Below are 26,630 nucleotides of genomic sequence, written 5' to 3'. Positions count from 1 at the left end.
TAAATAGCGCAAGCACGGTTCTGTGAGGGGGGAAGAACACAATCTACCGCAAGGTAGAGAGGTTCTCTTCTACTCGAATACTTTAATAAAGGGAGAAGACCAGTATGATAGATTTATGTAAATGTAATGAAACTTATGATTTAAAAGTTGAAGCAGATATAGGTGCCGACGCTATTTGGTGTAAAAAATGTTATTGTAACTTTGACATAGAATATGTTCCAATTTCAATCAAGTTGAAGGCTGAATTAATGGAGTGGATCTTGAAATATGGTAAATGGATTGATTGGAAAAATGATGGCATTTTTCCTAGTGGCGTAGAACTTGAAGAAACACATAATAAAGAAGGCTTGATATTAACTGAAAAAGTACAAAAAGAACTTGTAGGAAAATATAAAATTACGTTTTCACCTTCTACATTTGCAAGAGAACATGCAAATAAAAAGCAGTAACTCTTATTGCATTAACGCGTGCTTTACTTCAAGAAGGAGTTAAGCCTTTTTTCATATTGAACTAATGTCGCAGGTTAGCACAAGAAGGTTAGTTGAAGGATGTTGATTAACTCTAGGAGGGAATTGAAAGTGTTTACTAATAAGAAAGTTTTGATTGGAATTATTGCTATTATGATAATTGTAATGTCGTACTTCTTCTTTTTTTCTAGTTCCAATTCCGAAAAGAACAAAAGTATTGGTAAGGTTCTTTTTAAAGTTGAAAGTAAACACAATTACACAAAACCAGGAGAATATACGGAAATGTGGATTATTGGGTACAACAATTCTGATGAAAAAGATAATCGACGTTATAAAATTTTTATTGAGGATGCAATGGTTTACAACCTTATTAAAGTGGATGAAGAGTATATGATAAGTGCGAGATCTTTTAGAAAAGATAAAGATTATGATTATGCTTATGAGTTAATTCAAATTAGCAATCAAAAAGAATATCAGGTTAGAGGGAAAGGGAGGATTAAATGAAATTAATCGTTCAGCAATTGGGTGAGATTGTGGAATTAGAGTAGCTGTTCTTAAAAAATATACGGGTGCTTTAATTCAAGAAGGAGTAAACCTTTTTTCTTATTAATCTAAAGGAGCAGGTAAGCAAATCTAAGGGTACGTAGGATTCTATAGTCGACTTCATTAATTGGGAGGTAATTAATTGGTAAAAGTTAGAATTATTTTAGGTTTATTTATAGCCGTTATTGCAGTGTTCGTATTTATAAATAAATTATATTATCCTTCTCTTCCGATAGATGATTTATCTGCAAAACAAGCGATTGAACTACTAAAAGAATCGGATAGTAAGATAGCTGAAATTGCCGTAGAAGCCAATTCTATTTGGTATATCACAAGTAGTGAGAATCAAGGTATTTCGATTGCGGATGAAAATATAATACAAATGATAGGTTCAACCGGATGGGAATTTAAGGGGAAAGATGGTGCTGGCCTGTTCTTTGAAAAAGACGAAAAAAGATTAATTGCCACCACTCAAATGTGGACTAAAAATTATGTTCTCGTTAAAATTCCAAGTAATTTTAAATAATCTTAAGAGACTTGTATTAATTTGATGGGTGCAAAATGTAATGAGCATGGAGGTACATTTCCAGCTCATTATTTATAGCATTTTTAAATCCACCTTTACCTTTATCATAGCTTCTATATTAAAAAATAGAAGGAATATCTGCTTTTATAGTCGAATTTAAATAGGCTATGGAGGGTTGTCTAATGAAAATTTTTCGTTTTGATCAACAGGTTGGACATAAGATTCACCACTTTAATTCGAATTTTATCATGTCACGGATCGCTAAAATAGAAAGTGAAACGGTAATAGGCTGTATGCATTTGGAGGAAAAAGGAGTCATTGGATATCATGAAGCAGTTGTTCCTCAGCTACTACTGATTGTTAATGGAGAGGGTAGGGTATCTGGTACGAATCAAACGAAGGTTGAAATACGAGCTGGCGATGCAGTGTTCTGGGAAAAGGGGGAGGGGCATGAAACCACAACTGATACTTATTTAACAGCAATGGTCATAGAGGCAGAAGGACTCCAACCAGAAATATATATGCCAATGAAAGGGGGAAGTAAAAATGATTTGGGCTAATGCTTCAGAAAATATTAAAGCATTTATAATACAGGTGATTGGCCAAATACAGAAAATAGTTGACGAAAATAATGTTGGTTATTACTTACATGGCTCTCTGGCAATAGGTGGTTTTAATCCATCAAGGAGTGACATAGATATTTTGGTGGTAACCAAAAAAGCATTGTCATTCCAAGAGAAATTATCGTTGACTGAGTTATTTTTAAAGATTTCAAATAATCCTTATCCAATTGAAATTAGTTTTATGAATAGAAGCCAGCTAGAAAACTGGGACTATCCTCCATCCTATGATTATCATTTTAGTGAATATTGGAGGGAAAGATACGAAGAATGTAGTGAAAAATGGTTATTAGGAGAAAAAGTAGATGCTGATTTAGCTGCACATATAACCATTGTTACTTATAAAGGAATATGCCTTAGAGGTGAACCCATAAAAGCAGTGTTTCCAACTGTACCCACTATTCACTATACATCAGCAATTTTACAAGACTATAAGGATTGTTTAAATGATTTAGAGATAGATCCTGTTTATTCCATATTAAATATGTTAAGAGTTTATCGTTATTTAAAGGAGAGTACAATATGCTCTAAATTGGAGGCTGGTCAATGGGGAGCCAACAGTTTACCAGAAGAGCACAAAACGTTAGTATTCCAAGCTATTAACATATATACAGGAAAAATATCCGAATCAAACTTTCAAAGTCAACAGCTAGTCGAATTTAAAGAGTTAATAGCTAGAGAAGTAAATGATTTACTAACTCAAAATTTTCAATTCGGAATTGAAGAGGCACATCAATTAAAAAATAGCTAATTAAAAATTACTGTAAACAAACTATACCGGGCTTGCGTTTGTTTGCAGTATAATTTAGTTTACTTCATATCTTCCGCAGGCAAAGTATTGTGCAATGAGGGAGGGGCAGGACTAAGAACTGGTTTTTCACCGAATGCTTTACCTTGGTCTTAGGAGAAAGGGTGTCCATCAGGAGCATTGCCCTTTAACCACGGCAATTCGGCACTGTCTTCTCCTTCCGAATGATTATATAGAGTATGAGAAAATTCGGTTGCTTCCCACTCAGGTGGAATTGTTGTGGGACAAATAACTCCACCTTCTGTTGCTTCTAAGTCTTTTATAGCTGCTAGCCCTTGATTTTGGTGCATTGTATCTAGAGCTAAAAGGAAGGACAGCATATCTCTAACTCCTTTATCATCTGTCATGCTATAAAGACGAGCTACTTGTAAACGCCCTTCTGAATCAGCCATCACGTTATGTCGCATATCTGCTAATAAGTTACCACTTGCTACAATATATCCAGCATTCCATGGCACTCCAACTGAATTCACAGGCATAGCACCTAAGCCCGAGACGATTGCGTGCTGAGGATTCATACCCTCTACTAGTACATCCTTTGGACTCATACCTCCCATAATTGCACCTATTACTGGGTTAGCTGCGCCTTTTTCCTGTTCTGTGACTGGTGCGCCTTCTAAAAGTCTTGCCACCATTGTGGCTATCATTTCAATGTGACCAAGTTCTTCTGTTCCTGTATCCATCAGTAAGTCTTTATATTTTTCGTTTCCTCTTGTATTCCAGCCTTGGAAAAGATACTGCATCGCAACACTCATCTCTCCAAACTGACCACCAATAATTTCTTGTAGGTGTTTTGCTAATACTGGATCTGGCTTGTCCGGTACCGCATGAAAGCTCAATTCTTTTTTGTTAAAAAACATATATAGAATCCTCCTTTAGAAATTTATAGACAATTTTTAAATTACCCATGAATTTATCTATAAAACTTTCAATAAAATAAATAATCTAAAAGTCTTAATGAATTTAAAGGGAAATATGATTTAGTTAACAAATATTATATTGTCTTCAAAAAATTGAAATACTTAATCGTACTAAAAAGTGCTTGTGAAAGAGATTAATAATAAGTAGAAGAGGGGAATGTATATATATATTGAACTGAGATAAAAAAGATAGGGGGATACTTTTTTGATATATGCAAAGTTAATTGTACAAATAATTTTAATATCTTTATTTATTTACTATGTAAGTGGAAAGCTGATGGGTTCCCAAATCAATTTTATGAAAAGAATCCTTTCTGTTTTTATTAGCATTGTGTTTACCTTTTTTGTTTACTGGTATGCCTATTTAAGGAATATTGACTTTCTTTCCGAGGATTTCGTTTATTCATTTATGGACGTCAGCACTATAATATGGATAGGTAGTATGCTTTTGATTTCTATGCTATTGTACTTATTCTTTGAATTATTTGGACCGATGGATAATGGGGAACGAAAATCAAGTACTATGCGACAAAGACCTTTTCTTTTAAGGCTAAGAAGTCAATGGAGAGGTCAAAAAAGAATGCGACAAGTAATTCAAATAGCTGCTAAGAATGGGATTTCTCGAGCTTTGAAATATACCAAGCATAGAGATAACGATTATGAAATGGCAATCGCCTTTCGCGATACACTAGAGCAAGCCGGAGGTATTTTTATAAAGTTTGGTCAGGTACTTTCAACTCGTAAAGACTTGTTTTCTCCTGTATTTATTAGAGAACTGGAGAAGCTTCAGCAAAATGTGGAGCCATTACAAGAATCAGATGTAAAAAAGATTTTAGATAAATCGTTGCCTTGTAGTATGGAAGATATATTTTCATATTTAGATATGATTCCTTTGGCTTCCGCTTCAATTGGTCAAGTACATAAAGCAGTACTGAAAGAAAACAATCAACAGGTTGTTGTCAAATTATTACGTCCCGATGTCAAGTCAATGATAAGGGATGATTTAAATATTTTATTAGAGTTTGTTCGTTGGTTAACAGACAAATCCTCTTGGGCAGAAAGATTGGGCCTATGTGAGTTAGCACTAGGATTTGCAGATAACCTAAAAGAAGAAGTGAATTTTGAAATAGAAAAACGGAATGCAGTTCAAGTCAAAAATGCCCTGAAAAACAGTAAGTATGAGGTGAAAATACCTTATGTTTACACCGATTTGAGCAATAAAAACATCATTATTTTTGAGCATGCTTACGGGCAAAGTGTAGCAAATGGCGATACGTTGTTTAAAACACTAAATATAGATCGGGAGGAGTTTGCTCAAACGGTACTCTACTCATTTTTCGATCAAATGCTTTATTCTGGAATTTTTCACGCTGATCCACATCCGGGAAATATCTTCATTGATAAAACAGATGGACTCCCGATTTTGTTAGATTTTGGCGCAGTAGGAAGACTGGCAGAGCCTCAGCAAGAAGGAATGAAGATTTTTTTAATGGGCATTCAGCATAATGACGCTAATATGCTTTATGATGCAGTAACATTGCTTGTAGAAGACCATGATCACATTGATAGAGTAAAAATGGAACAGGCTTTGTCTCAAATCCTTCTTCGAATTTCATACGTAGAACGAATACCAACGGATGAGCTAATTCAAGCTTTCTTTAAGTTAGTTAGAGAATTTGGCTTATCGTTTTATCCTTCCGTAGGAATTGCTATGCGTTCAATTATAACTTTAGAGGGCACGCTTAAGCTAATCCAACCTAAATTTGATATTTTTGCAGAAGCAAAAGAATATTCGTCGGATTATTTGACTTCTTTGTTAAAAAAGCCATTTAAGGAACCAAAAGTTACAAAGGAAAGAATAGAAGAAGAGTTCGCTTTATTGCTACCAGCATTGAGAAAAATACCAAGACGAGTTGATAAGCTCGTCCAAAAAGTGGAAAGTGGAAAAATTATTTTACATCATGATATTTTTTCAGATAAGAATAATGCTCAATTTGTAACTCACCTCTTTTCTCGATTTATTCTATTGTTTGTCGGGATTACTTTTGGAATAATATCTGTTTCATTACTAGCAATTGCTCAATTTATAGAAACTGCATATGCTGTATATTTAAATACTGCTGCTTTTGTTGGATTATTTCTATGCGCAGTATTGCTTGTACGTCTCTCCATACAAGCAATTAGATTGATGAAACGACATTAATTTGAATGGACTATACTATGAACATCTACAAAGTACCTTGAGAATTCCACGTCTCAGGGTACTTTGTCATTTTAGAAGGTGATGAAACAAATTATCCTTGACTTTCATGCGTGTTAATCATTATTGGAAGTTTCTGTATCATATTAGGTAGCCTGCCATCTCCAACTGGGGAGCTTTTTCAAATTCATCAATTAATAGCAAACATCTTCAACATGGACAATTATATGAAGCACATATCATGATTTAAATTGTATGTCTGGCTTGACCCAAAGCTTTGAAAAATCAACATACCCGAAATGCTTTATATTTATGTTCATTAAATCAGTAGAAAAAGGAATTTGTCTTTTTGAATAATATAAAGGACATGCTAAAGAATCCTCTATTAACATCCGATCAATTTTTTTGTGCAAGGAAGTCCATTCTTCAAAAGGGGTATTAGCGTACTTTTTTAATACACATTGATATTTATCTTGTTTTCGTAAGACATTGGCTATAGGAGAATATCCGTTAAGAAGAAAATGAAAAAAAGAATAACTTTGATTCATTTCAAATATTTCCCCATGTATGTATAAATCTACTTCATTATTTGAATCCCTATTCATAAGATTGTCCTCAAAGGAAACTGTTTTAATCTCTACTGGAACACCATTCTTTGTAAGAATGCCTTTTAACCAAAGAGTAGGTTTGTTTGTATAATCTATTAATTTCAGTATTATAGGTCTCTTAAACTCAGGGCGAGGTATATGGTTTAAACGATATTTTTTACTTATTCCAATTAAGCAACCTTCTTCATTGGGTAATAGCCTCTCATCGACAGTATTTATTTCATTTCGGTATTTGGAAATTATGTAATGAAGATATTGCCGTATTTCAATATCTAAATGTGGATTCATCAATATAATTCCAAAGCCCGAGTCACTTTTAATGGGAAAATAAGTTTGTTGAGCAGTTGATGTGCGATAAACGTTCTCAAAATCTACTGGCACTTGAACGAATTCAATCTTATCTAAAAGAGGCCTTTCCCCATAGTAATCTTTAAAGACTACTAATGTAGTGATTGTTGGATTATTTTCTTCTACATAGTAACATCCCGTACCATAAATAAAATCCAAATGCTCCTTATAAATACTTGCATTCATACTTCCTAAAAGCTGTAGGCAGTAACTACAACCTGTTGGATAAGAGATATCTACTATTAATGGAGCAACAGCTTCTATTTTTTCAATTGGCTTACATAATACCGAAAATTGTATATTGTTTTTTAGTTTGCGTAGACATAATACGACATCTTCTGCGGTGAGAATAGAGCCGTCGTGAAAGGAGATATCTTTCTTTAGGTAAAGTCGAAGTTTGGTGTCTGTAATATCCCAACTGTGACAAAGTTCTGGTGAAACTATGCCGCTTTCATCCACAGAAACTAGGCGATTATAAATCGTAGCGACCATATTGGCACTATGTGCGTCAGCAGATTTTAACGGATGAAATGTAAGAAATGGGTTTTTTCTTGGAACAATGAGCTTATCGTCCATTTGCTGTACAAAGCCAAGCTTGTTTTGAAACTTTTTCATCAATCTTTGTCGACAATCTGTTGTCCAATCATACATTAAGTATTTACTACTTATTTCTGCGCTTTCTATTTCTAAAATAAGTATGACTTGCTCCTCAAAGCAAGCTTCGACATCCTTTAACCACATTAATTGTGAAGAATTTCCTCTACCTTTTCCAGCGATGAACTTCATCCAGCCCTCAGAGCACCACTTCTGTATATACCTCTTTGTTTGCTTAGTGCTGAAACCTATTATATTTGCAATCTCTTCTTGCTTAATCTTACCTGAAGGGACAGTGTTCCAAAGAGTTAGCAATGAACGATCCATGTAAAACACCTCATTAAGTGGACAACTTATAAAAAAATGTCCATTTTTAAATTCAAAAGTCTAGTTTAATATACTAAATACAAAGGAGGTGTACAATATGAAATGGAAAAACTACCCACAAAATATTAAAGTTCGATTAATTACATCTTTTTTTAACAGAGCTGTTTCATCTGCTGTCATGCCTTTTATGGCATTGTTCTTTGCACAAGAGATGAGCAAAGTATGGGCGGGTTTATTTTTAATAGGCACAGTAGGAGTTAGTTTTCTTATCAGTCTTATTGGAGGATACATTTCAGACCGTTTACCAAGGAAGGGTTTATTAGTAATCACTTCATTTTTAAGTGGGTGTATGTTTGTTTGTATGACAGTTAGCTTGTTGCCAAAATCGAATATCATTTGGCTGTTTGCAGTTGCATATACTATATATATTATTACAAGCAGCTTAGGAAGGCCTGCTATGCATGCATTAGTCATTGATTCTACTACTCCTGACAATCGCAAAGAGGTATATGCGTTAGATTATTGGTTAACTAATTTATCTATGGCTATAGGGGCAGCATTAGGGGGATTACTATATTTAAACCATCAGATTGAATTGTTTATGTTATTATCCTTCACTTCTTTATGCCTTCCGATAGCATATAAGATTTGGTTAATTAACGGGCATAATAAGCTTTTGGAAAAGCAGCATCAGAATGTTTTTGTTGATTTAATACATAATTATAAAATTGCTTTTAAGGATAAACCATTTGTTCAGGTAGTTGTAGGTTCCATGTTTATTTTTGCTGCTGAATTTTCTTTAAACAGTTATATAGGAGTTCGGTTAGCGGAAACTTTTAAGGTGGTTAATATAGGAGAGTTCGAGCTTGCAGGAGTCCGAATGTTAAGTCTGCTAAATATTGAAAACATGCTTTTAGTTGTTTGTTTAACATTTTTTATAAATAAAATTACTGATCGTTTCAGCAACAGGCATGTACTGCTTATAGGTTTAGCTTTCTATAGCTTAGGATACATCACCATTACATCTGCTAACACATGGTATATACTTCTACTCTTTAATTTTATAGCTACGGTCGGTGAATTAATCTATTCTCCTGTTAGAAATGCAGAGCAAGCAAATATGATTCCAGCGGATAAAAGAGGATCGTACTCGGCATTTTCCAATTTCTCTTTTAGCGGAGCAGAACTAATTGCTCGTTCAACAATCATAATAGGGGCTTATTTAGTACCAACTATGATGTCTGTATACATAGGAATAATATTAATGATAGGAATCGGTTTGTTATATGCAGGTTTGTTTTGGAGAAAATTAGCTATAGTTGTTTAAATTACATTTAAAATGTATTTGTTCTATATCCTTCTAAGAAAACCTCACACCTTTGAAAGTGTGAGGTTTTTCGGTATATGTGTTACAGAAAAGAAGACTCTCCAACTGGATGATTGAATCAGAAAATCATTAGATCTCATCACTATCTCTTTATTGTTTTAAAAAATAAGTATATTTAAATTGATTAAAATAATATTTTAAAATTTTCATTGTTTCTTATAATTTTATTTTATATACTATAATTGTTAATTATCTGAAAATTATGTGATAAAGGGGAGGTTTTATGCTAAGGGATCTTATACAGAAGTATATTGAGGAAGAAAAAATCCCAGGTGGAGTTATTCATGTTCAGCGTCATAAGGAAATTCTCTATAGGGATAGCTTTGGTTCTTTTATCACAAGAAATAACGAAAGAAAACCTGTTACTTTTAGTACTCTCTTTGACATCGCCTCATTGACTAAGGTGGTCGCAACGCTTCCTGCTTTCCTAGTGTTGTTAGATAGAAAACAATTATCTTTAAAGGATCCTGTTCAAAAATATATTTCCCAATTTTGTTATTCAGATATTAATATTGAACACCTTCTATATCATAATAGTGGACTACCAGCAGATTTATTTCCACCTGTTCAAAGGGATGAAAAAAGAAATATTTTGGAAGAGATACTAACAGTTGTTCCACTATTTAAGCCAGAAAAAGAAGTTGTTTATAGTGATTTAGGGATGATTTTATTAGGGAAAATTATTGAGGAGGTTTCTGGAGAAGTTTTCGATACATTCGTAGCAAAGGAAGTTCTAACACCAATGGGAATGCATCAAACGATATTTAATCCTAAGGGAGAGATAAGAAATCTAATAGCAACTACTGAAAAGATAAATGATTGCTTTATTCAAGGTGAGGTCCATGATGAAAAAGCATTTTTGTTAAATGGAGTTTCTGGTAGTGCTGGATTATTTTCATGTCTAGACGACCTAGTCCACTATGCACAATATTGGTTGAATATTTCAGAGCAATCTGTGTTTGATCCTGTTTGGTTACAAAATTGCCATCAAAACACTTTTAAGCACAGAGGTTTAGGATTTGAAGTATGGAATGGTATCGATACAGAAGTAACCATTAATAGCAATTGGTCTATAGGTTCGTTCGGACATACAGGTTTTACTGGAACCTCGGTATGGATGGATCCAAAGGAGGAACTGTTTGTAGTATTACTAACTAATGCTATCCATTACGGGAGGGATGCGCCAAAGAAGGAATTTAGGCAGGCAATTCACAAAAGCGTTTACGATATGTATATCAAAAAAGGGGCGTATAAAAATGAAACAATGGATTAAAAATGGACTCTTAGTCCTTACAATCATGTTATTAACTTTTGTCATGGCTGCTTGCTCAGATGATAAAGATAATGATTCTTCATCAACAGGCTCTGAAAGTGGTGGAGATAAGATAACTACATCAGCAGAAAAGGAAACAATAAATTTAACCATTGGCAGTTGGAGAACCGAAGATGTTTCTAAGTATGAAAAAGTAATTGCTCTTTTTAACGAAACGCATCCAGAAATTAAAGTAGAATTCAGTCCCACTAAAAATACGGAATATAATACAGTTTTAAATACTGCTTTACAAGCTGGAGAAGGTCCGGATATTTTTCACTTGCGTCCATATGGTGCTGGTTTAAAGCTAGTGGATGCAGGATTCGTTGAGCCGATTACTGGCTTAGAAGGGTTAAATCAATACTCGGAGGAATTCTTAGCAGCCTCTCGAGGAGCAGACGGAGAGCAATATGGTGTGCCATTAAACATTAGCTCTACTCAATTTTTCTATAACAAAAAAATATTTGCTGAACAAGGAATTGAAGTTCCAACTACTTGGGATGAATTCATAGCGGTCAATGAAAAACTTTTAAAAGCAGGAGTAACCCCAATTGCTATGGGTACTAAAGAAGGCTGGTTACTATCATTAACACATGGAATCTTAGGTGCAGGAGTTATGGATGGTAATTCGTTTGCAGATAAACTTGTAAAAGGAGAAACAAATTTTGCTGACCCTTCATTTGTAGAGTCAATTAAAGCGATGAATGATTTGAAGAAATATTTCCCAGCAAACTCTGAGGGCTTAGGTATGGACGATATTCGTACATTGTTTGCAATGGAACAAGCAGCAATGTTTCCGCTTGGTAGTTGGGAAATACCTGTTATAAACGATTTAAACGGAGATTTGGATTACGGTTATTTTGCAATGCCTTCTAAAGAAGGAAATCAAACAGTAACTTCGTGGGTAGATGGTTCATTTGCTATTAATGCTAATTCTAAAAACAAAGATGCTGCTAAGGAGTTCCTACAATTTCTAACAACTAAGGAATTTGGAGAGCTATTTGTTAAAGAATTTAATATGATTAGCGCGATTCCTGGAATTAGCTCTGAAAATGAACTTCTTAGTGAGTTAAGTAAAGAGGTGGAATCCAAATCGACGCCATATTACTGGGTTATCAATTTTGCCGGTGGAGATCCAACGACAAAAACTGTTTTAGAAACTGAACTTCAAGGGATGTATTTAGGTCAAGTAACACCTGAGGAAGTAGCGGATAAGGTACAGAAAAGTGCTGAATCTTGGTTTACACCTTTCCAATAATAAAAAGGAGGCTGTGATAAATGTCAGAAAAAACAGCTCCAATAAAACGATCAAAGAAGGGAAAAGGGTGGACTATACACCTTTTTCCTATCCCTATATTAATCATTTATGGGATGTTTGTACTTTATCCTATACTGGCTGCATTATCCTACAGCTTTTTCTCCTTTAAGGGGTTCTCTAGAGATGCTTTTGTTGGCTTAGACAATTTCGTCACTCTATTTACTACAGAGCCTTATGGATCTATGTTCTGGAATGCTTTTTCACATAATGTACTTTACTTTTGCATTCAAATGGTTGTAATGAATGGATTAGCGTTTTTATTAGCTTTTATCATCTACAAAAAAGTAAAGGGAGCAGAATTTTTTAAGGTTGCTTTTTTCTTACCACGGTTGCTATCTGTAATCGTTGTAGGTTTCTTATGGAAGTTAATATTAAACCCAAATTTCGGAACTTTAAATCTTATATTGGGAAAGCTTGGATTAGAAAATCTGCAAAGAGCTTGGCTAGGTGAACAAGAAACTGCTTTAATCTCTATTATTTTAGTAAACTGTTGGTTTGGTTTGGGTTTTGGAGTTCTCATATTTTTAGCTGGTTTTCAAAATATCCCAGGGGAATTGATTGAAGCTGCCAAGCTAGATGGAGCAAAAGGTTTTACGATGTTAAGGAAAATATTCATTCCATTGATGATTCCATCTATTTTAATCATGACGGTCTTAACTTTTATCCAATCATTTGAGGCGTTTGAGCTGATATATGCTATGCAGGGCTCGATGGGTGAGCCTTATTATTCAACAGATACACTGGCTGTTTTCTTTTATAGGTTAGCATTTGGTAGTTCTACAGCTTCTAGTTCTACTGCAATTGGTCTAGGTTCAGCCCTTGCGACTGTTTTGTTTTTCTTCATATTAATATGTACAATGATTTTCTTGAAGTTTATGAATAAAAAAGAAGTCCAAATGTAAGAGGGTGAAAAAGTATGGAGAAAAATTCAATTTGGATTAGGCCAATCTATTATGTAATTATGTTTGCTGTTGCCACGATAAGTTTGTATCCAATCTTTTTAATGTTTCTTTCCTCCTTTAAATCGAGTGCAGAAATATTTAAAAATCCTTTAGGACTACCTACGAGCTTCAGCTTAGATACTTATAGAACACTCTTAAGTAAAATACCTTTTGATCAGTATTTTATAAACAGTGTTATTGTAAGTGTCACCTCTGTAGTACTAGTGGTGATATTTTGTTCATTAGCTGCTTTTTATATCGCCCGTTTCAATTTTAGCTGGAACAATGCAATTTTCTTTTTATTTTTATTGGGAATGATGATACCAATAAAACTAGGAATTGTACCATTATTTATATTAATGCGTGATCTTGGTCTAATTAACTCCTTGTGGTCCTTAATCTTTATGAATATAGCAACCGGTACCCCTATTACGATGCTTATATTAACTGGCTTTTTCAGGACATTGCCTATGGAGTTAGAGGAGGCTGCTAGAATTGATGGGGCAGGCAACCTACGCACTCTATGGCATGTCCTTCTTCCTCTCATGAGGCCTGCATTAGGAACTGTTGTCATTATTAACTTCATCGCTTCTTGGAATGACTTCTTCTTCCCGCTTATTTTTATAACGGAGAAAGCAAAGATGACAATTCCTGTTGGGATGCTATCTCTTTTTGGTGAGCATTCTGCTGATTGGGGCTCATTGTTTGCTGGTCTGACACTAGCATCCTTACCAATGATGGTTCTATTCTTAATAGCATCTAAGCAGTTTATGGAAGGATTAACGGCGGGAGCAGTGAAGTAATTTGATTAGTGAGTGTTTGTACAAACTCCAGAAATGCAAATAAATATATTGGTTGAATAAATGCATAATCAATGGAAGGTTTGACGTTAATGATTCAATTGGATAAATTATCAACAGAGCGACATAACCCTAAAACAAAGGAATTAGACATGATGTCTGTCACCGAAATTCTTCACATAATGAATGAAGAGGATCAAAAAGTAGCGAATGCAATAACAAGGATCTTACCAAAAATAGAAAATGCGATAGAGATAGTATATGAAAAGCTCTCTGCCCAAGGAAGACTATTTTATATGGGAGCTGGGACTAGTGGCCGATTAGGCTTGCTAGACGCGGCTGAATGCCCACCAACGTTTAGTACTGATCCAAATATGGTTCAGGCTGTATTAGCTGGAGGTTTAGATGCAGTCATGGTTGCAGTTGAGGGGGCCGAGGATAACTTTGAATTAGGAATAGCAGACTTAAAGGATAAGAAATTTAGTTCTAATGATGTTGTTATTGGGATCGCAGCTAGTGGCAGAACTCCATATGTAGCAGGTGGACTTTCTTATGCCCAATCTATTGGTGCAAAAACGATTAGTTTAACTAGTAATACCGAATCTTTGATTAGCACGTATGCAGATGTTGCAATCGAAGTCGATACAGGTCCCGAGATTTTGACTGGCTCAACTAGACTAAAGGCAGCGACAGCACATAAAATGGTGCTAAATATGATTTCTACTGTAGCTATGATTAGGCTCGGGAAAGTATACAAAAACCTTATGGTGGATGTACGTGCGAGTAATCATAAGCTTCAAGAAAGGGCAAAAAAAATTGTTTGTGAAGCCACAGGTTTTACATATGAAGAAGCCGAGCTAGCATTAGAAGAAACCGAATATAATGTTAAACAAGCTATTATTATGATATTAACTAAGACAAGTGCACAGGAAGCTGCAATCTTGCTTAAAAAAGCAAACGGTAAAGTAAGGTTAGCGATTATTGAAGGTGGAGCGGAAGAGTAGCCCATTTCAAACAAACAAAAAACAGCAAGAATTTCTCATCGTAGGTATAAATCATTATCTTTTTCTATATTCATATAATCATAGCTAACAACTTTAATAAACTATAGAACTTTTATACCTCCCTTCTCTTAGGGAGGTTTTTGTTTTTTATGAAATCCCGAGTATTAGCGTAGCGAATGTTTTATCGACATTAATCGTATATATAAGTAGCGAGGTAATTATTCTTCAAAAGGATGTGTAAATAGATGAAACTGATTTCTAGAACACCGTCCTCTAAAAGAGGTAATGGTATTTTTTTAATAGTCCTTGTTTTTGTTATTGTTCTAAGCATTGTTTGGTTGATGAAAAAAGAAGACACTCAGAGTTCTGTCGATTTATCGGAGAGCATCAAATTAGCTGCTATATCCATATTAGAGAAAGATCCTAATATAACGGATTTCACGATTGATAATATTAAACAAAGTCATAGAAACAATGAATCAGAAGAGGTTTATATACTTACATTCTCCATTAAACCGATAGATCCAGCAAATTTCATACTAACTGGAGGAGGGGTAAAGGGGGAGAATGGTTGGATACACGAACGTGTCAATTATGTGACAGTCAAGGATAGTGAGACATTAGTTTTTAGTTCCAATCCATCGGAAGACCATTAGCAAGGAAAGGAGAAGCATGCCCATGAAGTTAATATCAACCACTCCCTATCAAAAAATAGTAATGTTAAAATTAACTTTATTGATGCTATGTTTTTTCGTAATTATTGCTGTTCCTTTTTGGTTTTTCTTTTTAAGAGGTGGATCAGAAGAAGATGAATTAAGAGAAAGAATTACAGAAACGGCAAAAGAAATTTTGAAAAGTGATGAAATTATAAATGAATTTACATTGGATAATTTGGAGCTGAGTTATACAACTGATTCTTCTGAAGATGTATATAGATTGGAGTTTTCTGTAAAGACCATTAATCCGGATAGCTTTATCTTAGCAGGGAGAGGGGTTAGAGGAGAGGATGGATGGGTACACCAGCTTGAAAATTACATAACCGTCAGGAATGATAATAGTCTTGTGTTTAGTACCGTTCCTGAAGATGATGGTCATTAACTACAGTTACTTAGCATTAGTACACTGTCATCCAAATCCTGATAATTTTATTTACGTATGTTGTTACACTTGGCAAAATAGTAGTCTAAATGTCACCGTTTTTCTTTATACTCAATTCTTTTCCTCGAGTGGTTCGCAGCAAAGATCACCGTTTCCTTTTTCAAGCTCTGATTTTAAACTGCTTAGAACACTTGTCCAAGCGTTATCATGCCAAGAAAAAGCCTCATTCCAATCTTCTGTTTTAGAAAATCCGCTATGAATAAGATTTATCTTTGTTAAATTAGTTTCAATTTCTTCTAATGTAATTTCAATAATAGTCAGGTTATCTTCCACATTAATGATTTCAGCAAATGAATCGGGAGCCTTCCACGTAAACATTAGTTTTTGCCTTTCAACTAGATCGATTATTTTGCATCCCTTTGTATTCATTTGCTTGAGATTTCCATGTATAAAATAAAGTTCATATTTCCCACCTATACAAGGATCTATAATGGCAGTTGGAGCGAACCATTGAGATACAATATTATTATTCATCCATGCATTCCATACAATGTCTATAGAAGATTCTACATGTAAGTCTTTTTTTATTTGAACTATCTCCGTATCATTCTTCATTTTCGAACCTCCTAATCTTTTATATTTTAATATCATTTTAACTATACTGAATAGTTAATAATATTATTTGTTTGAAGGGAAAATAAATTCTTTCCAACTTGTTAGACCAATTAAACAAATAGAAATTCCTATCAATACCCCTTGTATTCTCGGAGCTATGAAAATGTCCTTTCCGATCCACATGAAGAATATAGAACAGACGGATAGGGAGAGGAAACAAACTAATAAAGACATTAGTTTCTTTTTACGGAGTAAGAAAAGACTAGTGAGTGCAAAGCCCTCTGGAATATGGTGTAAGATGGTAGAAGTAGTAATCGCGATTGGAAACATTTGATTGTTAAGCAACGAACCAAGAGTTAGGCTTAAAGGAATAGTATGTAAAAATAGTCCGAAAATCAATGGAGTCATAGAGCTCACATGCTTCTTTTCGTTATGTGAGTGAAGAACCGTTAGGCTATAAAAGAAATAACCAATGATAAATCCTAGAAGCAAACTTAGTTTTTCATAGGATTCAAGGGATTCTGGAATAATCTCAAAAACTAATAGACCGACCAATAATAATCCACACAATAATCCTAATGCTCTATTAAACTTCTGATGGAACATTTCATATGCTAAAAGAGCAATGGTTCCTCCACTGACAAGACTAATAAATAAAAGTATACCCATAAAGACAAATATCATATTTTACCTCTTTCGTTTAAGTTTGATAACATAATGAAATGAGCTTATATAAGGCTATATTAAAATTATATGTATGTTCGTTAGCGAGCAGAAGGAGAGTTAAATTGCTTAAAGAATTTAATATCCTGAATAAAGGTTACTTTCTGACAAGGGACAAAATCACTTTATTACCATGAAGCACTCATGTAGAATAGAAATATAACAATAATTATACAAGGGGGAAGCGAAAGCGTTCATATGACTATAAACGACATGAAGCAAACCAATTTTACCGAAGCAAGCTTTGCTGATTGGGAGCAGGCTGCAATTAAGTCATTAAAGGGAAAATCGTTGGAATCTTTGGAAACTAAAACTTTAGAAGATATTATTTTGAAACCGCTTTATACATTGGCAGACTTAACAAATATTTCTTTAGACCAAACTAATACAGTAAGACATTCTAAAGAAACTGCTAATTGGAAGGTCGCGCAGCACTCTACAGGAAACACAGCTGAAGAAATTATTGTAGATATGAAGGAAAACCTATCTAAAGGAAATGATTTGATCAATTACAAGGTTGATGCTATTCATGAATGGAGTCCTTTTCAAATAGAAGAACTAAAAATACTGTTCCAAGAACATGAGGTATTATTGGATGTTACAAATAATTCTAGTTTTCTGGATCACTTTGACGAATTACATGGCTTTATAATTGGAGCCGACAGAAATCTTACAGGTGCTAGATCATTACATTTAGACGGCACCCAACTACATAAGGCTGGTGGAGACGTAGTTAGTGAACTAGCAAGTGTATTAGTTCAAGCAGATACACTAGCACATTTAAATGGTATTGAAAAACTAGAAGAAAAGGCATTTGTGCAATTTTCTATCGACACAAATTTCTTTATGGAAATTGCTAAGTTGAGAGCATTTAGAGTACTTTGGAAGGCTTTTGGCGAAGCCTTTGGAAAAGAAAATATCAATGCTATCCCAGTTTATACTGAAACTTCTCTACGCTCTTTTTCGGCTCTAGATTCTAATGTAAACCTATTGCGTGCAAGTAATAGTATATTGTCTAGCGTTTTGGGCGGTGCAGATATAGTTTCTAGCTATCCACATAATTATCTTTCCGAGATAACTCCAACTTCAAAGCGCATTGCCCGTAACATGCAGCTTGTTTTAAAGGAGGAAACACATATTCAACGTGTTATTGATGCCGCGGGTGGTTCTTACTATATTGAGTCATTGACTAAGCAATTGGTTGAGAAGACTTGGGCATATTTTATAGATTTAATGAAGGACAGCTCTCCAGAATCGAGGGAAAGTATGTTGCTGCAACGTGCTTCAGAGAAATGGGAGCTACAGCTAAAAGCAGTATCAACCCGTAAAAAATCTCTCATCGGTACGAATAATTACGCTAATCCAGAGGACGGTCTGGAGGAAATTGTTATACAATCCGACTATAGACGATTGGCAGAACCATTTGAGCATTTGCGCAAAGCTTTTAAGCAATATCAGCTAAAAGCGGCTATACTTCCATATGGAGTTTTGAAGGAGTATAAACCAAGAATGGATTATATTAATGGCTACTTGAATGCCATTGGAATAACTCCAGTTATCGCACAAGAGAATTTAAAACCATTTGATTTACAACAATGGATTAACAATGAAAATATTCAATATGCGATTTTTGTCGGAAGTGATGAGCAGACAGCTGGACTAGTGCCTGCTTTATTAAACGAAAAGCTATCCGTACCGTTAGATGTAGCGGGGAAATTTGCAGAGTATGATGATTGGCTAGAGGCTGGTCTATCTGGATCTATTTATGCGGGCCAATCAATGCTTGTAAAAGGAAAGGAATTATTAGCATTAGCTCAAAAGGAGGGCTCACATGACAACGCCTAATTACGAAGCTGTGTCTATAGATGACGTATTAAAAAAAGCAGTAGGAAAGCATGCAGAAAATGACAACACATCTTTTGTGTCCAATGAAGGTATAAAATTGAAGAAAGAATATACAAAGGAGGATATAGAAAAGTTAAAACATTTAAATGATTTACCTGGTATAGCTCCTAATACACGTGGACCCTATCCTACTATGTATGTTTCTAAACCTTGGACAGTACGACAGTATGCAGGGTTTTCAACTGCGGAAGAAAGTAATGCATTTTATAGAAGAAACTTAGCTATGGGACAAAAGGGTTTGTCGGTTGCATTCGATTTGGCAACCCACAGAGGTTATGATTCCGATCATGAGCGAGTGACAGGTGACGTTGGTAAAGCAGGTGTGGCAATTGATTCGGTTGAGGATATGAAAATTCTATTTGATGGTATTCCTTTAGACCAAATGTCTGTATCAATGACGATGAACGGCGCAGTGCTGCCCATTATGGCTTTTTATATTGTAACTGCCGAGGAACAAGGTGTAACTCCAGAACAGCTTGCTGGTACAATTCAAAATGATATTTTAAAAGAATATATGGTGCGTAATACTTATATTTATACACCGGAAATGTCCATGAAAATAATCTCTGATATTTTTGCATACACTGCACAGCATATGCCAAAGTTCAACTCTATTTCCATATCCGGATATCATATGCAGGAAGCAGGAGCCACTGCAGACATTGAGTTAGCGTATACACTTGCAGATGGATTAGAATATGTTCGTACAGGTATAAAAGCAGGAATTGAGATAGATTCTTTTGCTCCAAGACTTTCTTTCTTTTGGGCAATCGGTATGAACTACTTCATGGAAATAGCTAAAATGAGAGCAGCTAGAAGAATATGGGCTCAAATGATGAAGAGCTTTAATCCTAAAAATCCAAAAACCTTAGCTTTACGTACCCACTCGCAGACATCTGGATGGAGTCTCACTGAGCAGGATCCATTTAACAATGTGACACGTACACTTGTGGAAGCAAATGCTGCTGCGATGGGACATACTCAATCGTTGCATACTAACGCTTTAGATGAAGCAATAGCTCTTCCTACAGATTTTTCGGCGAGAATAGCTAGAAATACACAGCTTTTCTTACAAGAAGAAACAAATATGACAAAAGTTATAGATCCGTGGGGCGGTTCATATTATGTAGAAGCATTAACAAATGAATTAATGGAAAAAGCATGGACATTAATAGAAGAAATTGAAGAATTGGGTGGAATGGCAAAAGCAATTGAAACGGGACTGCCTAAGATGAAAATTGAAGAAGCTGCTGCTAAAAAACAAGCACAAATAGATTCATCCAAAGAGATTATCATAGGGGTAAATAAGTACCGCCTAGATCAAGAGGATGCAATCGATATTTTGAATATCGATAATACTGTCGTTCGTCAAAAACAAATGGAACGCTTGGCAAGTGTAAAAGCTAATCGAGATGAGAAATCAGTTAAGGAAGCTCTATTAGCTTTAACGGAAGCTGCTAAAACAGGCAAAGAGAATCTTTTAGCTGCAGCTGTAAATGCCGCTCGACAAAGAGCGACCATAGGAGAAATATCGGATGCAATTGAGGTAGTTGCAGGGAGACATAAGGCGGTGATTCGCTCCGTGAGTGGAGTTTATAGTGCTAATTTTAGTGATGCTGAAGAAATTCAATCAGTGAAGCAAATGGCAGAAGATTTTAAAGAAAACGAGGGAAGACGTCCTCGTATTTTAATCGCCAAAATGGGACAAGATGGACATGACCGTGGTGCTAAGGTAATCGCAACCGCATTTGCTGACTTAGGTTTTGATGTAGATATTAGTCCATTATTCCAAACTCCTGCTGAAACAGCACAACAGGCAGTAGAAAATGATGTGCATGTAGTAGGAGTAAGTTCTCTTGCCGCAGGGCATATGACCCTCGTTCCATCCTTAAAAGAGGAACTTGCAAGACTAGGACGTGAAGATATTTTAATCGTCGTTGGTGGAGTGATCCCAGCGCAAGACTATGCTTTTTTACGTGAGAATGGTGCTTCAGCTATTTTTGGTCCAGGAACAGTTATTCCAGTTGCAGCTCAAAAGGTTATAGAGGAGATCTATAAACGTCTTGGCTACGAGGAAGTGGAAGGCTAATGGCTGATGAGGATAAAGTAACATCTTCTCTACATGTCAAGGGTGGTATTATATCTCAGCACGATGGTATGGGCAAGTCCTCTGTAAAAAAGTTTTCAAAGAAGAAATCTCTTACTATAGACATTCAGAGTTACAATCACGAGATTCAAGCAGGCTCACGCTTACATTTAGCAAAGGCAATTACATTTATTGAAAGCACTTCCTCGGAACAACAAGAGATAGGTCAACAAATTTTGAAAATGTTGCTTCCATACACAGGAAATAGTATACGCATTGGTATTACTGGGGTGCCTGGTGTAGGAAAAAGTACTTTCATAGAAGCATTCGGAAAAATGTTATGTGATTTAGGTCATAAAGTAGCTGTATTAGCAATAGATCCTAGTTCCTCCCTCACCGGAGGAAGTATACTAGGGGATAAAACAAGGATGGAAGAGCTAGCCAAGCATCCGAATGCTTTTATAAGGCCATCTCCTTCCGCGGGAACACTTGGTGGAGTGCATAAAAAGTCTAGAGAGACTATGCTACTATGTGAGGCTGCCGGATATGACATCATACTAGTCGAAACAGTAGGAGTAGGACAAAGTGAAACGATTATTCGAGGGATGGTAGACTTCTTCCTTCTTCTAGCCTTAACAGGAGCTGGTGACGAACTTCAAGGGATGAAGAAAGGCATAATGGAGCTCGCTGATGCAATCGTTGTCAATAAAGCAGATGGACATAACGAAAGTTTAGCTAAAAAAACGGTTGCAGAATATAAACAAATATTGCATTTCCTAGCACCTTCCGCTCCGAATTGGACAACACCAGCACTCGCTGTATCCTCTCTACACAAAAAGGGGCTGGACCTTGTATGGGAAACCATTAAGAGCTTCGAAGGAAAGATGACACAACAGCATTTCTGGCAAAATAGAAGAAAAGAGCAAACTGTAAATTGGTTCAATGAGATGATAGTGAATCGTTTATATGATGACTTTTTTTCTTCCATTCAGAGAAAGCAGAGGATGAAACTGTTAGAACAGCAAGTGAGAGAAGAGAAAATGACTGTTTCGCAAGCGATTGAGGAGTTATTTTCCTCGAATTCTTATCAATAATCTGATAAACTAAATCTAGTTTGAAAAGGAGAGTTGTAAAATGAATATGGATTTTAACTTACTAATGAATGATATGATTATACAAGCGCGTAGTGAAATGGAAAATAGTGGCTATGAACAACTAACTACCCCAGAAGAAGTGGAAGCTGCTTTTGCTAGAACAGGTACAACTCTTGTTATGGTAAACTCAGTTTGTGGTTGTGCTGGAGGGATTGCTCGTCCTGCTGCAGCAAACGCTGTACATTACGATAAACGCCCAGATCATTTAGTAACTGTTTTTGCAGGACAAGATAAACTAGCTACACAACAAGCACGTAATATGTTTGGAGACGAACATTTACCTTCTTCTCCATCATTTGTTTTATTAAAAGATGGACAAGCAGTTGCTGAAATTGGTCGTCATGAAATAGAAGGTCACGCACCAACTTCTGTTATTACTCATCTTCAAGCATTATTCGAAGAGTATTGCGAGGAAGTCTAATACAAAAAAACAGCGGAAGCATAAATTGCTACCGCTGTTTTTAAATTTCCTATAGGACGAAGCTCAGACCGAACAATAATGTGGACATTACCATTACAAATATCATGAGATAAACGATAATCTTACGAAATGTTTGATTGCGCATTAATTTCTCTCCTTTAGCTTGTAATCCTATTTTATCAAAATTGAAAAAATGCACAAGAGGTAGAGATTTTTTTTTGTAATATATGTACAATAGTATAGTGAATAGTCAAACAATAGAGGATGTGTAAACAATGGAAAAGGTAGACCATATCGGGATTGCTGTAAGAAGTTTAGAAAACTCTTTACCATACTATACAGATATTTTAGGCTTAAAACTTATACATATTGAGGAAGTAGATTCAGAAAAAGTTAGAGTAGCTTTTATAGACAGTGGGAATGTCAAGATAGAGTTACTTCAGCCAATTGATGAGACAAGTACAATTCATACATTCATCGAAAAAAGAGGTGAAGGAATTCACCATGTCGCTTTTGGAGTAAAGAATATTCAAGAGAGACTAGATGAGTTAAAGGAAAAGGGGATTCGCCTTATTCAGGAAACTCCTAAAAGAGGAGCTGGAGGGGCAGAGGTTGCCTTTATACATCCAAAGTCATCTGGCGGAGTTTTGTATGAATTATGTGATAAATCAGGGGGAGCGAAGTAACCGATGGATATCTATGAAAAAATAAATGATCTATATGATCGTAAACGTAAAATTGAATTAGGTGGCGGAGACGATCGAATTGAAAAGCAACATGAAAAAGGGAAGTTGACAGCTAGAGAACGAATTGACCTTTTGCTAGATGAAGGTTCTTTCGTAGAGCTTAATCCCTTTATACAGCATCGAACTGTAGATTTTGGAATGGATAAGCAAGAGGGCCCAGGGGACGGGGTAGTTACGGGCTACGGCAAGGTAAACGGTAGACCTGTTTATCTTTTTTCACAAGATTTCACAGTATTTGGTGGTGCACTTGGAGAAATGCACGCACTTAAAATATCAAACGTTATGGACTTAGCGGCTAAGAATGGTGCTCCGTTTATAGGCTTAAATGACTCAGGAGGTGCAAGGATTCAAGAAGGAGTAGTATCCTTAGATGGGTATGGCCAAATATTTTATCGTAATGCTATTTATAGTGGAGTTATCCCTCAAATTTCTGTTATATTAGGGCCTTGCGCAGGAGGAGCTGTATATTCTCCAGCAATTACGGACTTCGTGTTTATGACAGATGAAACTAGCCAGATGTTTATAACTGGACCTAAGGTAATTGAAACAGTTACAGGGGAAAAGATTTCTTCTGAAGATCTAGGCGGTTCAAAAGTACATAATACAATAAGTGGAAATGCACACTTCCGTGGGAAAACAGAAGAAGAGGTTTTAGAGAGTGTAAGACTACTTCTAAGCTATCTACCACAAAGCTTTGAGGAAAAACCGCCATTAGTAGCGGTAGAGGAAAGCAGCGATGATAGACCTGATTTAGCTGATATAGTACCTTTTGAAGCAATACGTCCTTATGATATTCGTAAAGTAATTGAGCAGGTGGTTGACAAAGACACCTTTATGGAGGTACATAAGGAGTTTGCAAAAAATATAGTTGTTGGTTTAGCTCGCATAAAAGGTGAAGTTGTTGGACTGATATGTAACCAACCGAAGATTATGGCTGGTGGTCTTGATATCGACTCTTCTGATAAGGCAGCACGTTTTATTAGATTCTGTGATTCCTTTAATATTCCTTTAATAACGTTTGAGGATGTTACCGGCTTTTTCCCTGGCATTAAGCAGGAGCATGGAGGAATCATTCGTCATGGAGCAAAAATTTTGTTCGCATATTCAGAAGCAACCGTTCCCAAAATGACTGTCATTTTACGTAAAGCATATGGTGGGGCGTACGTAGCTCTTAACTCAAAGTCAATTGGTGCAGATTTAGTTTTTGCTTGGCCAAATGCAGAAATTGCGGTTATGGGTCCACAAGGCGCTGCGAACATTATTTTTGCGCGTGAGATTGCCTCAAGCGACAATCCAGAACAAGTTCGTGCCGAAAAAATCGAGGAATACCGTGAAAAATTTGCAAATCCGTATGTAGCAGCTTCCATGGGTATGGTAGATGATGTTATTGATCCTCGTGAGACTCGTATAAAGTTAATACAAGGGCTTGAGATGATGCGAAACAAAAAAGAAACTAGACCTAAGAAAAAACACGGGAATATCCCATTATAAAGGAGTCTTTTATAAGATGAATCGTTTAATAGAGGAATTTTTTGAACTAGTAAAAATAGATTCCGAAACAAAGCATGAGCAAGTAATTGCGCCAATTTTAAAAAATAAGTTAGAGTCGCTTGGATTTTCGGTTATAGAGGATAATTCAGCTGAAAGAACCGGGCATGGTGCAGGTAATTTAATCGCTACTTTGAAGGGAAATAAGGTAACTGCTGACCCTATCTATTTCACTACACATATGGATACAGTCGTTCCAGGTAAAGGCATACAACCAATTTTAAAAGAGGATGGCTTTATCTATTCTGATGGTACCACGATTCTAGGTGCTGATGATAAAGCTGGAATTGCAGCTTTATTTGAAGCAATACGTCGGTTAAAAGAGCAGTCTATTGAGCATGGTGAGATTCAAGTAGTTATAACTGCAGGTGAAGAAAGTGGACTAGTCGGGGCAAAAGAAATGGATCCTTCTATGCTATCTGCTAAATATGGATATGCCATAGACAGTGATGGGGAAGTAGGGGGCATTGTCACTGCAGCTCCTTATCAAGCAAAACTATGGACAACCATTACTGGAAAGACTGCACATGCTGGTGTTGCACCAGAAAAAGGTGTGTCAGCAATTACACTAGCGGCAAAAGGGATTTCCGCAATGAATTTAGGAAGAATCGATTATGAAACTACGGCCAATATTGGTCGCTTTGAAGGTGGCCAAGCTACAAATATTGTATGCGACACAGTTCATATTTTATCAGAGGCACGTTCAATTGACCGAGAAAAATTAGACGCTCAAGTTGAGCATATGGTAAATACATTTGCTGAAAAGGCAGAGCAATTCGGTGGGAAAGCAACTACAGAAACGCAACTTATGTATCCTGGTTTCCGTTTTGAGGATAACCATCAGGTTGTTGAAGTAGCGAAGCGAGCAGTTGAAAATATAGGTAGAAAAGCCGATATAAAAACAAGCGGTGGTGGGAGCGATGCTAACGTAATTGCTGGGTTTGGAGTGCCAACTGTAATTCTTTCAGTGGGTTATGAGGAAATTCATACTACCAACGAAAGAATGCCAGTGTTGGAGCTTGAAAAACTAGCAGATTTACTTGTAGAAATCGTGAAGATAGCTGCCGAATAAAGAGCTCAGGAGGTTCATCCATGTCTTCTCAAAAAGTAGTTGTGTTTCAATCGGGAAACGAAGAATATGCTGTTTCCATTGATCATGTAGTGTCTATCGAAAAATTAGAAAAAGTTAATCCAATTCCTCATTTACCAAAATATTTGATTGGATTGATGAAAATAAGAGGCGAGCTCGTTCCAATTATAGATTTTGAGCTAATTCTTTATAATCAGAGTGGTCTTTTGAATGAAAATGCCCGAGTAGTAACTATGCATACGGAGGATATGTCTGTGGGAATTCTCGTTAAAGAGGCAAAGGAAATTTTAGATGTCCCAGCCGAGTCTTTAAAACAGCTTGGTTTAATGAATTATGCGAAGACAAAATACTTCACAAATATTGCTAATTTAGAAAACAGAATGATTACAATTGTGGACCCTTCTATTTTAGTTCGCTCACTGGATGGTATAAAAGATATACAATCTTACTTAGAAAATGCAAAAAAAGAAGAAAATTTAGAAGTAAATAACGTGTAGTCTTAGACAAAAGGGGTGCCCTGT

26 protein-coding genes and 1 pseudogene are annotated in these 26,630 nt (G+C 35.7%); 22 read left to right on the top strand and 5 right to left on the bottom strand.

From position 1 onward, the window contains the following. Window positions 1-104: 104 nt before the first annotated feature. The 5 genes from H9650_RS10965 (at window position 105) to H9650_RS10945 (ending at window position 2,907) form a co-directional block, all read left to right on the top strand. A complete protein-coding gene (locus tag H9650_RS10965) occupies window positions 105-449 on the top strand; it encodes a hypothetical protein (protein ID WP_151109590.1) in 345 nt (114 codons plus the stop codon). Between the two features lie 129 nt (window positions 450-578). Beyond that, on the top strand, window positions 579-971 hold the full coding sequence (locus tag H9650_RS10960) for a hypothetical protein (protein ID WP_191697199.1): 393 nt from the start codon (window positions 579-581) through the stop codon (window positions 969-971). 181 nt (window positions 972-1,152) lie between these two features. Further along, window positions 1,153-1,536, top strand: a complete 384-nt coding sequence (locus H9650_RS10955) for a hypothetical protein (RefSeq protein WP_154310708.1) — start codon at window positions 1,153-1,155, stop codon at window positions 1,534-1,536. Between the two features lie 182 nt (window positions 1,537-1,718). Next, entirely contained in the window at window positions 1,719-2,096 is a 378-nt protein-coding gene (locus H9650_RS10950; protein ID WP_151109596.1) for a cupin, read from the top strand. Continuing rightward, a complete protein-coding gene (locus tag H9650_RS10945; protein WP_151109598.1) occupies window positions 2,083-2,907 on the top strand; it encodes an aminoglycoside adenylyltransferase domain-containing protein in 825 nt (274 codons plus the stop codon). The genes H9650_RS10950 and H9650_RS10945 overlap by 14 nt, the downstream gene beginning before the upstream one ends. 59 nt (window positions 2,908-2,966) lie before the next feature. Here the strand turns inward: H9650_RS10945 and H9650_RS10940 are convergent. Continuing rightward, window positions 2,967-3,824 (bottom strand): annotated as a pseudogene (locus tag H9650_RS10940) (manganese catalase family protein). A 265-nt stretch (window positions 3,825-4,089) separates the two neighbouring features. Here H9650_RS10940 and H9650_RS10935 point away from each other — a divergent pair. Further along, the gene (locus tag H9650_RS10935; RefSeq protein ID WP_191697198.1) at window positions 4,090-6,087 is read left to right on the top strand and encodes an ABC1 kinase family protein; all 1,998 of its coding nucleotides are present in this window, start codon (window positions 4,090-4,092) and stop codon (window positions 6,085-6,087) included. A gap of 236 nt (window positions 6,088-6,323) precedes the next feature. Here the strand turns inward: H9650_RS10935 and H9650_RS10930 are convergent, their stop codons facing one another. Next, window positions 6,324-7,961 carry an ABC transporter substrate-binding protein gene (locus H9650_RS10930; protein ID WP_191697197.1) on the bottom strand — a complete coding sequence of 546 codons (1,638 nt, stop codon included), beginning with the start codon at window positions 7,959-7,961 and terminating at the stop codon, window positions 6,324-6,326. A 97-nt stretch (window positions 7,962-8,058) separates the two neighbouring features. Between H9650_RS10930 and H9650_RS10925 the strand changes: the two genes are divergently transcribed. The 8 genes from H9650_RS10925 (at window position 8,059) to H9650_RS10890 (ending at window position 15,821) form a co-directional block, all read left to right on the top strand. Further along, on the top strand, window positions 8,059-9,288 hold the full coding sequence (locus tag H9650_RS10925; RefSeq protein ID WP_191697196.1) for an MDR family MFS transporter: 1,230 nt from the start codon (window positions 8,059-8,061) through the stop codon (window positions 9,286-9,288). Between the two features lie 283 nt (window positions 9,289-9,571). After that, on the top strand, window positions 9,572-10,621 hold the full coding sequence (locus tag H9650_RS10920; RefSeq protein ID WP_191697195.1) for a serine hydrolase domain-containing protein: 1,050 nt from the start codon (window positions 9,572-9,574) through the stop codon (window positions 10,619-10,621). Beyond that, the gene (locus H9650_RS10915) at window positions 10,605-11,918 is read left to right on the top strand and encodes an ABC transporter substrate-binding protein (RefSeq protein WP_225216019.1); all 1,314 of its coding nucleotides are present in this window, start codon (window positions 10,605-10,607) and stop codon (window positions 11,916-11,918) included. The genes H9650_RS10920 and H9650_RS10915 overlap by 17 nt, the downstream gene beginning before the upstream one ends. 20 nt (window positions 11,919-11,938) lie before the next feature. After that, entirely contained in the window at window positions 11,939-12,880 is a 942-nt protein-coding gene (locus H9650_RS10910) for a carbohydrate ABC transporter permease (protein WP_144536126.1), read from the top strand. A gap of 14 nt (window positions 12,881-12,894) precedes the next feature. Beyond that, window positions 12,895-13,722, top strand: a complete 828-nt coding sequence (locus tag H9650_RS10905; RefSeq protein WP_191697194.1) for a carbohydrate ABC transporter permease — start codon at window positions 12,895-12,897, stop codon at window positions 13,720-13,722. Window positions 13,723-13,811: 89 nt separating this feature from the next. Next, the gene (murQ, locus tag H9650_RS10900; protein ID WP_191697193.1) at window positions 13,812-14,723 is read left to right on the top strand and encodes an N-acetylmuramic acid 6-phosphate etherase; all 912 of its coding nucleotides are present in this window, start codon (window positions 13,812-13,814) and stop codon (window positions 14,721-14,723) included. 245 nt (window positions 14,724-14,968) lie between these two features. Further along, window positions 14,969-15,379, top strand: coding sequence for a hypothetical protein (locus tag H9650_RS10895; RefSeq protein ID WP_191697192.1), 411 nt, complete (start codon window positions 14,969-14,971; stop codon window positions 15,377-15,379). A 22-nt stretch (window positions 15,380-15,401) separates the two neighbouring features. Next, window positions 15,402-15,821 (top strand): hypothetical protein, encoded by a 420-nt coding sequence (locus H9650_RS10890; RefSeq protein ID WP_144536132.1) that lies wholly within the window; start codon window positions 15,402-15,404, stop codon window positions 15,819-15,821. A 111-nt stretch (window positions 15,822-15,932) separates the two neighbouring features. On the opposite strand, the gene H9650_RS10885 is transcribed toward H9650_RS10890, so the two are convergent. Beyond that, on the bottom strand, window positions 15,933-16,436 hold the full coding sequence (locus H9650_RS10885) for an SRPBCC family protein (protein WP_191697191.1): 504 nt from the start codon (window positions 16,434-16,436) through the stop codon (window positions 15,933-15,935). Window positions 16,437-16,499: 63 nt separating this feature from the next. After that, the gene (locus H9650_RS10880) at window positions 16,500-17,120 is read right to left on the bottom strand and encodes a ZIP family metal transporter (RefSeq protein WP_144536136.1); all 621 of its coding nucleotides are present in this window, start codon (window positions 17,118-17,120) and stop codon (window positions 16,500-16,502) included. 237 nt (window positions 17,121-17,357) lie between these two features. On the opposite strand from H9650_RS10880, the gene H9650_RS10875 reads away from it, so the two are divergent. Genes H9650_RS10875 through H9650_RS10860 form a run of 4 tightly spaced genes read left to right on the top strand, consistent with a single transcriptional unit; the run spans window position 17,358 to window position 22,725 of the window. Continuing rightward, on the top strand, window positions 17,358-19,004 hold the full coding sequence (locus H9650_RS10875) for a methylmalonyl-CoA mutase family protein (protein ID WP_191697190.1): 1,647 nt from the start codon (window positions 17,358-17,360) through the stop codon (window positions 19,002-19,004). After that, window positions 18,991-21,153 (top strand): methylmalonyl-CoA mutase, encoded by a 2,163-nt coding sequence (gene scpA, locus H9650_RS10870; protein ID WP_144536140.1) that lies wholly within the window; start codon window positions 18,991-18,993, stop codon window positions 21,151-21,153. The genes H9650_RS10875 and scpA overlap by 14 nt, the downstream gene beginning before the upstream one ends. Further along, window positions 21,153-22,244, top strand: coding sequence for a methylmalonyl Co-A mutase-associated GTPase MeaB (gene meaB, locus H9650_RS10865; protein WP_191697189.1), 1,092 nt, complete (start codon window positions 21,153-21,155; stop codon window positions 22,242-22,244). The genes scpA and meaB overlap by 1 nt, the downstream gene beginning before the upstream one ends. 40 nt (window positions 22,245-22,284) lie before the next feature. Next, the gene (locus H9650_RS10860; protein WP_144536144.1) at window positions 22,285-22,725 is read left to right on the top strand and encodes a BrxA/BrxB family bacilliredoxin; all 441 of its coding nucleotides are present in this window, start codon (window positions 22,285-22,287) and stop codon (window positions 22,723-22,725) included. Window positions 22,726-22,774: 49 nt separating this feature from the next. On the opposite strand, the gene prli42 is transcribed toward H9650_RS10860, so the two are convergent. Beyond that, complete coding sequence (gene prli42, locus H9650_RS10855) at window positions 22,775-22,870, bottom strand: stressosome-associated protein Prli42 (protein ID WP_151109618.1); 96 nt, start codon at window positions 22,868-22,870, stop codon at window positions 22,775-22,777. A gap of 130 nt (window positions 22,871-23,000) precedes the next feature. Between prli42 and mce the strand changes: the two genes are divergently transcribed. Genes mce through H9650_RS10835 form a run of 4 tightly spaced genes read left to right on the top strand, consistent with a single transcriptional unit; the run spans window position 23,001 to window position 26,606 of the window. Beyond that, complete coding sequence (gene mce / locus H9650_RS10850; protein ID WP_151109620.1) at window positions 23,001-23,411, top strand: methylmalonyl-CoA epimerase; 411 nt, start codon at window positions 23,001-23,003, stop codon at window positions 23,409-23,411. 3 nt (window positions 23,412-23,414) lie between these two features. Then, window positions 23,415-24,962: an acyl-CoA carboxylase subunit beta gene (locus H9650_RS10845; RefSeq protein ID WP_151109622.1), complete on the top strand. Its 1,548-nt coding sequence runs from the start codon at window positions 23,415-23,417 to the stop codon at window positions 24,960-24,962. 16 nt (window positions 24,963-24,978) lie between these two features. Further along, window positions 24,979-26,091 (top strand): M20/M25/M40 family metallo-hydrolase, encoded by a 1,113-nt coding sequence (locus H9650_RS10840; RefSeq protein WP_191697188.1) that lies wholly within the window; start codon window positions 24,979-24,981, stop codon window positions 26,089-26,091. Between the two features lie 20 nt (window positions 26,092-26,111). After that, the gene (locus tag H9650_RS10835; RefSeq protein WP_144536152.1) at window positions 26,112-26,606 is read left to right on the top strand and encodes a chemotaxis protein CheW; all 495 of its coding nucleotides are present in this window, start codon (window positions 26,112-26,114) and stop codon (window positions 26,604-26,606) included. Window positions 26,607-26,630 lie beyond the last annotated feature (24 nt).

This window comes from Psychrobacillus faecigallinarum, assembly GCF_014836595.1.
Taxonomy (GTDB): domain Bacteria; phylum Bacillota; class Bacilli; order Bacillales_A; family Planococcaceae; genus Psychrobacillus; species Psychrobacillus faecigallinarum.
This window is presented reverse-complemented; position numbering and strand designations above follow the sequence as displayed.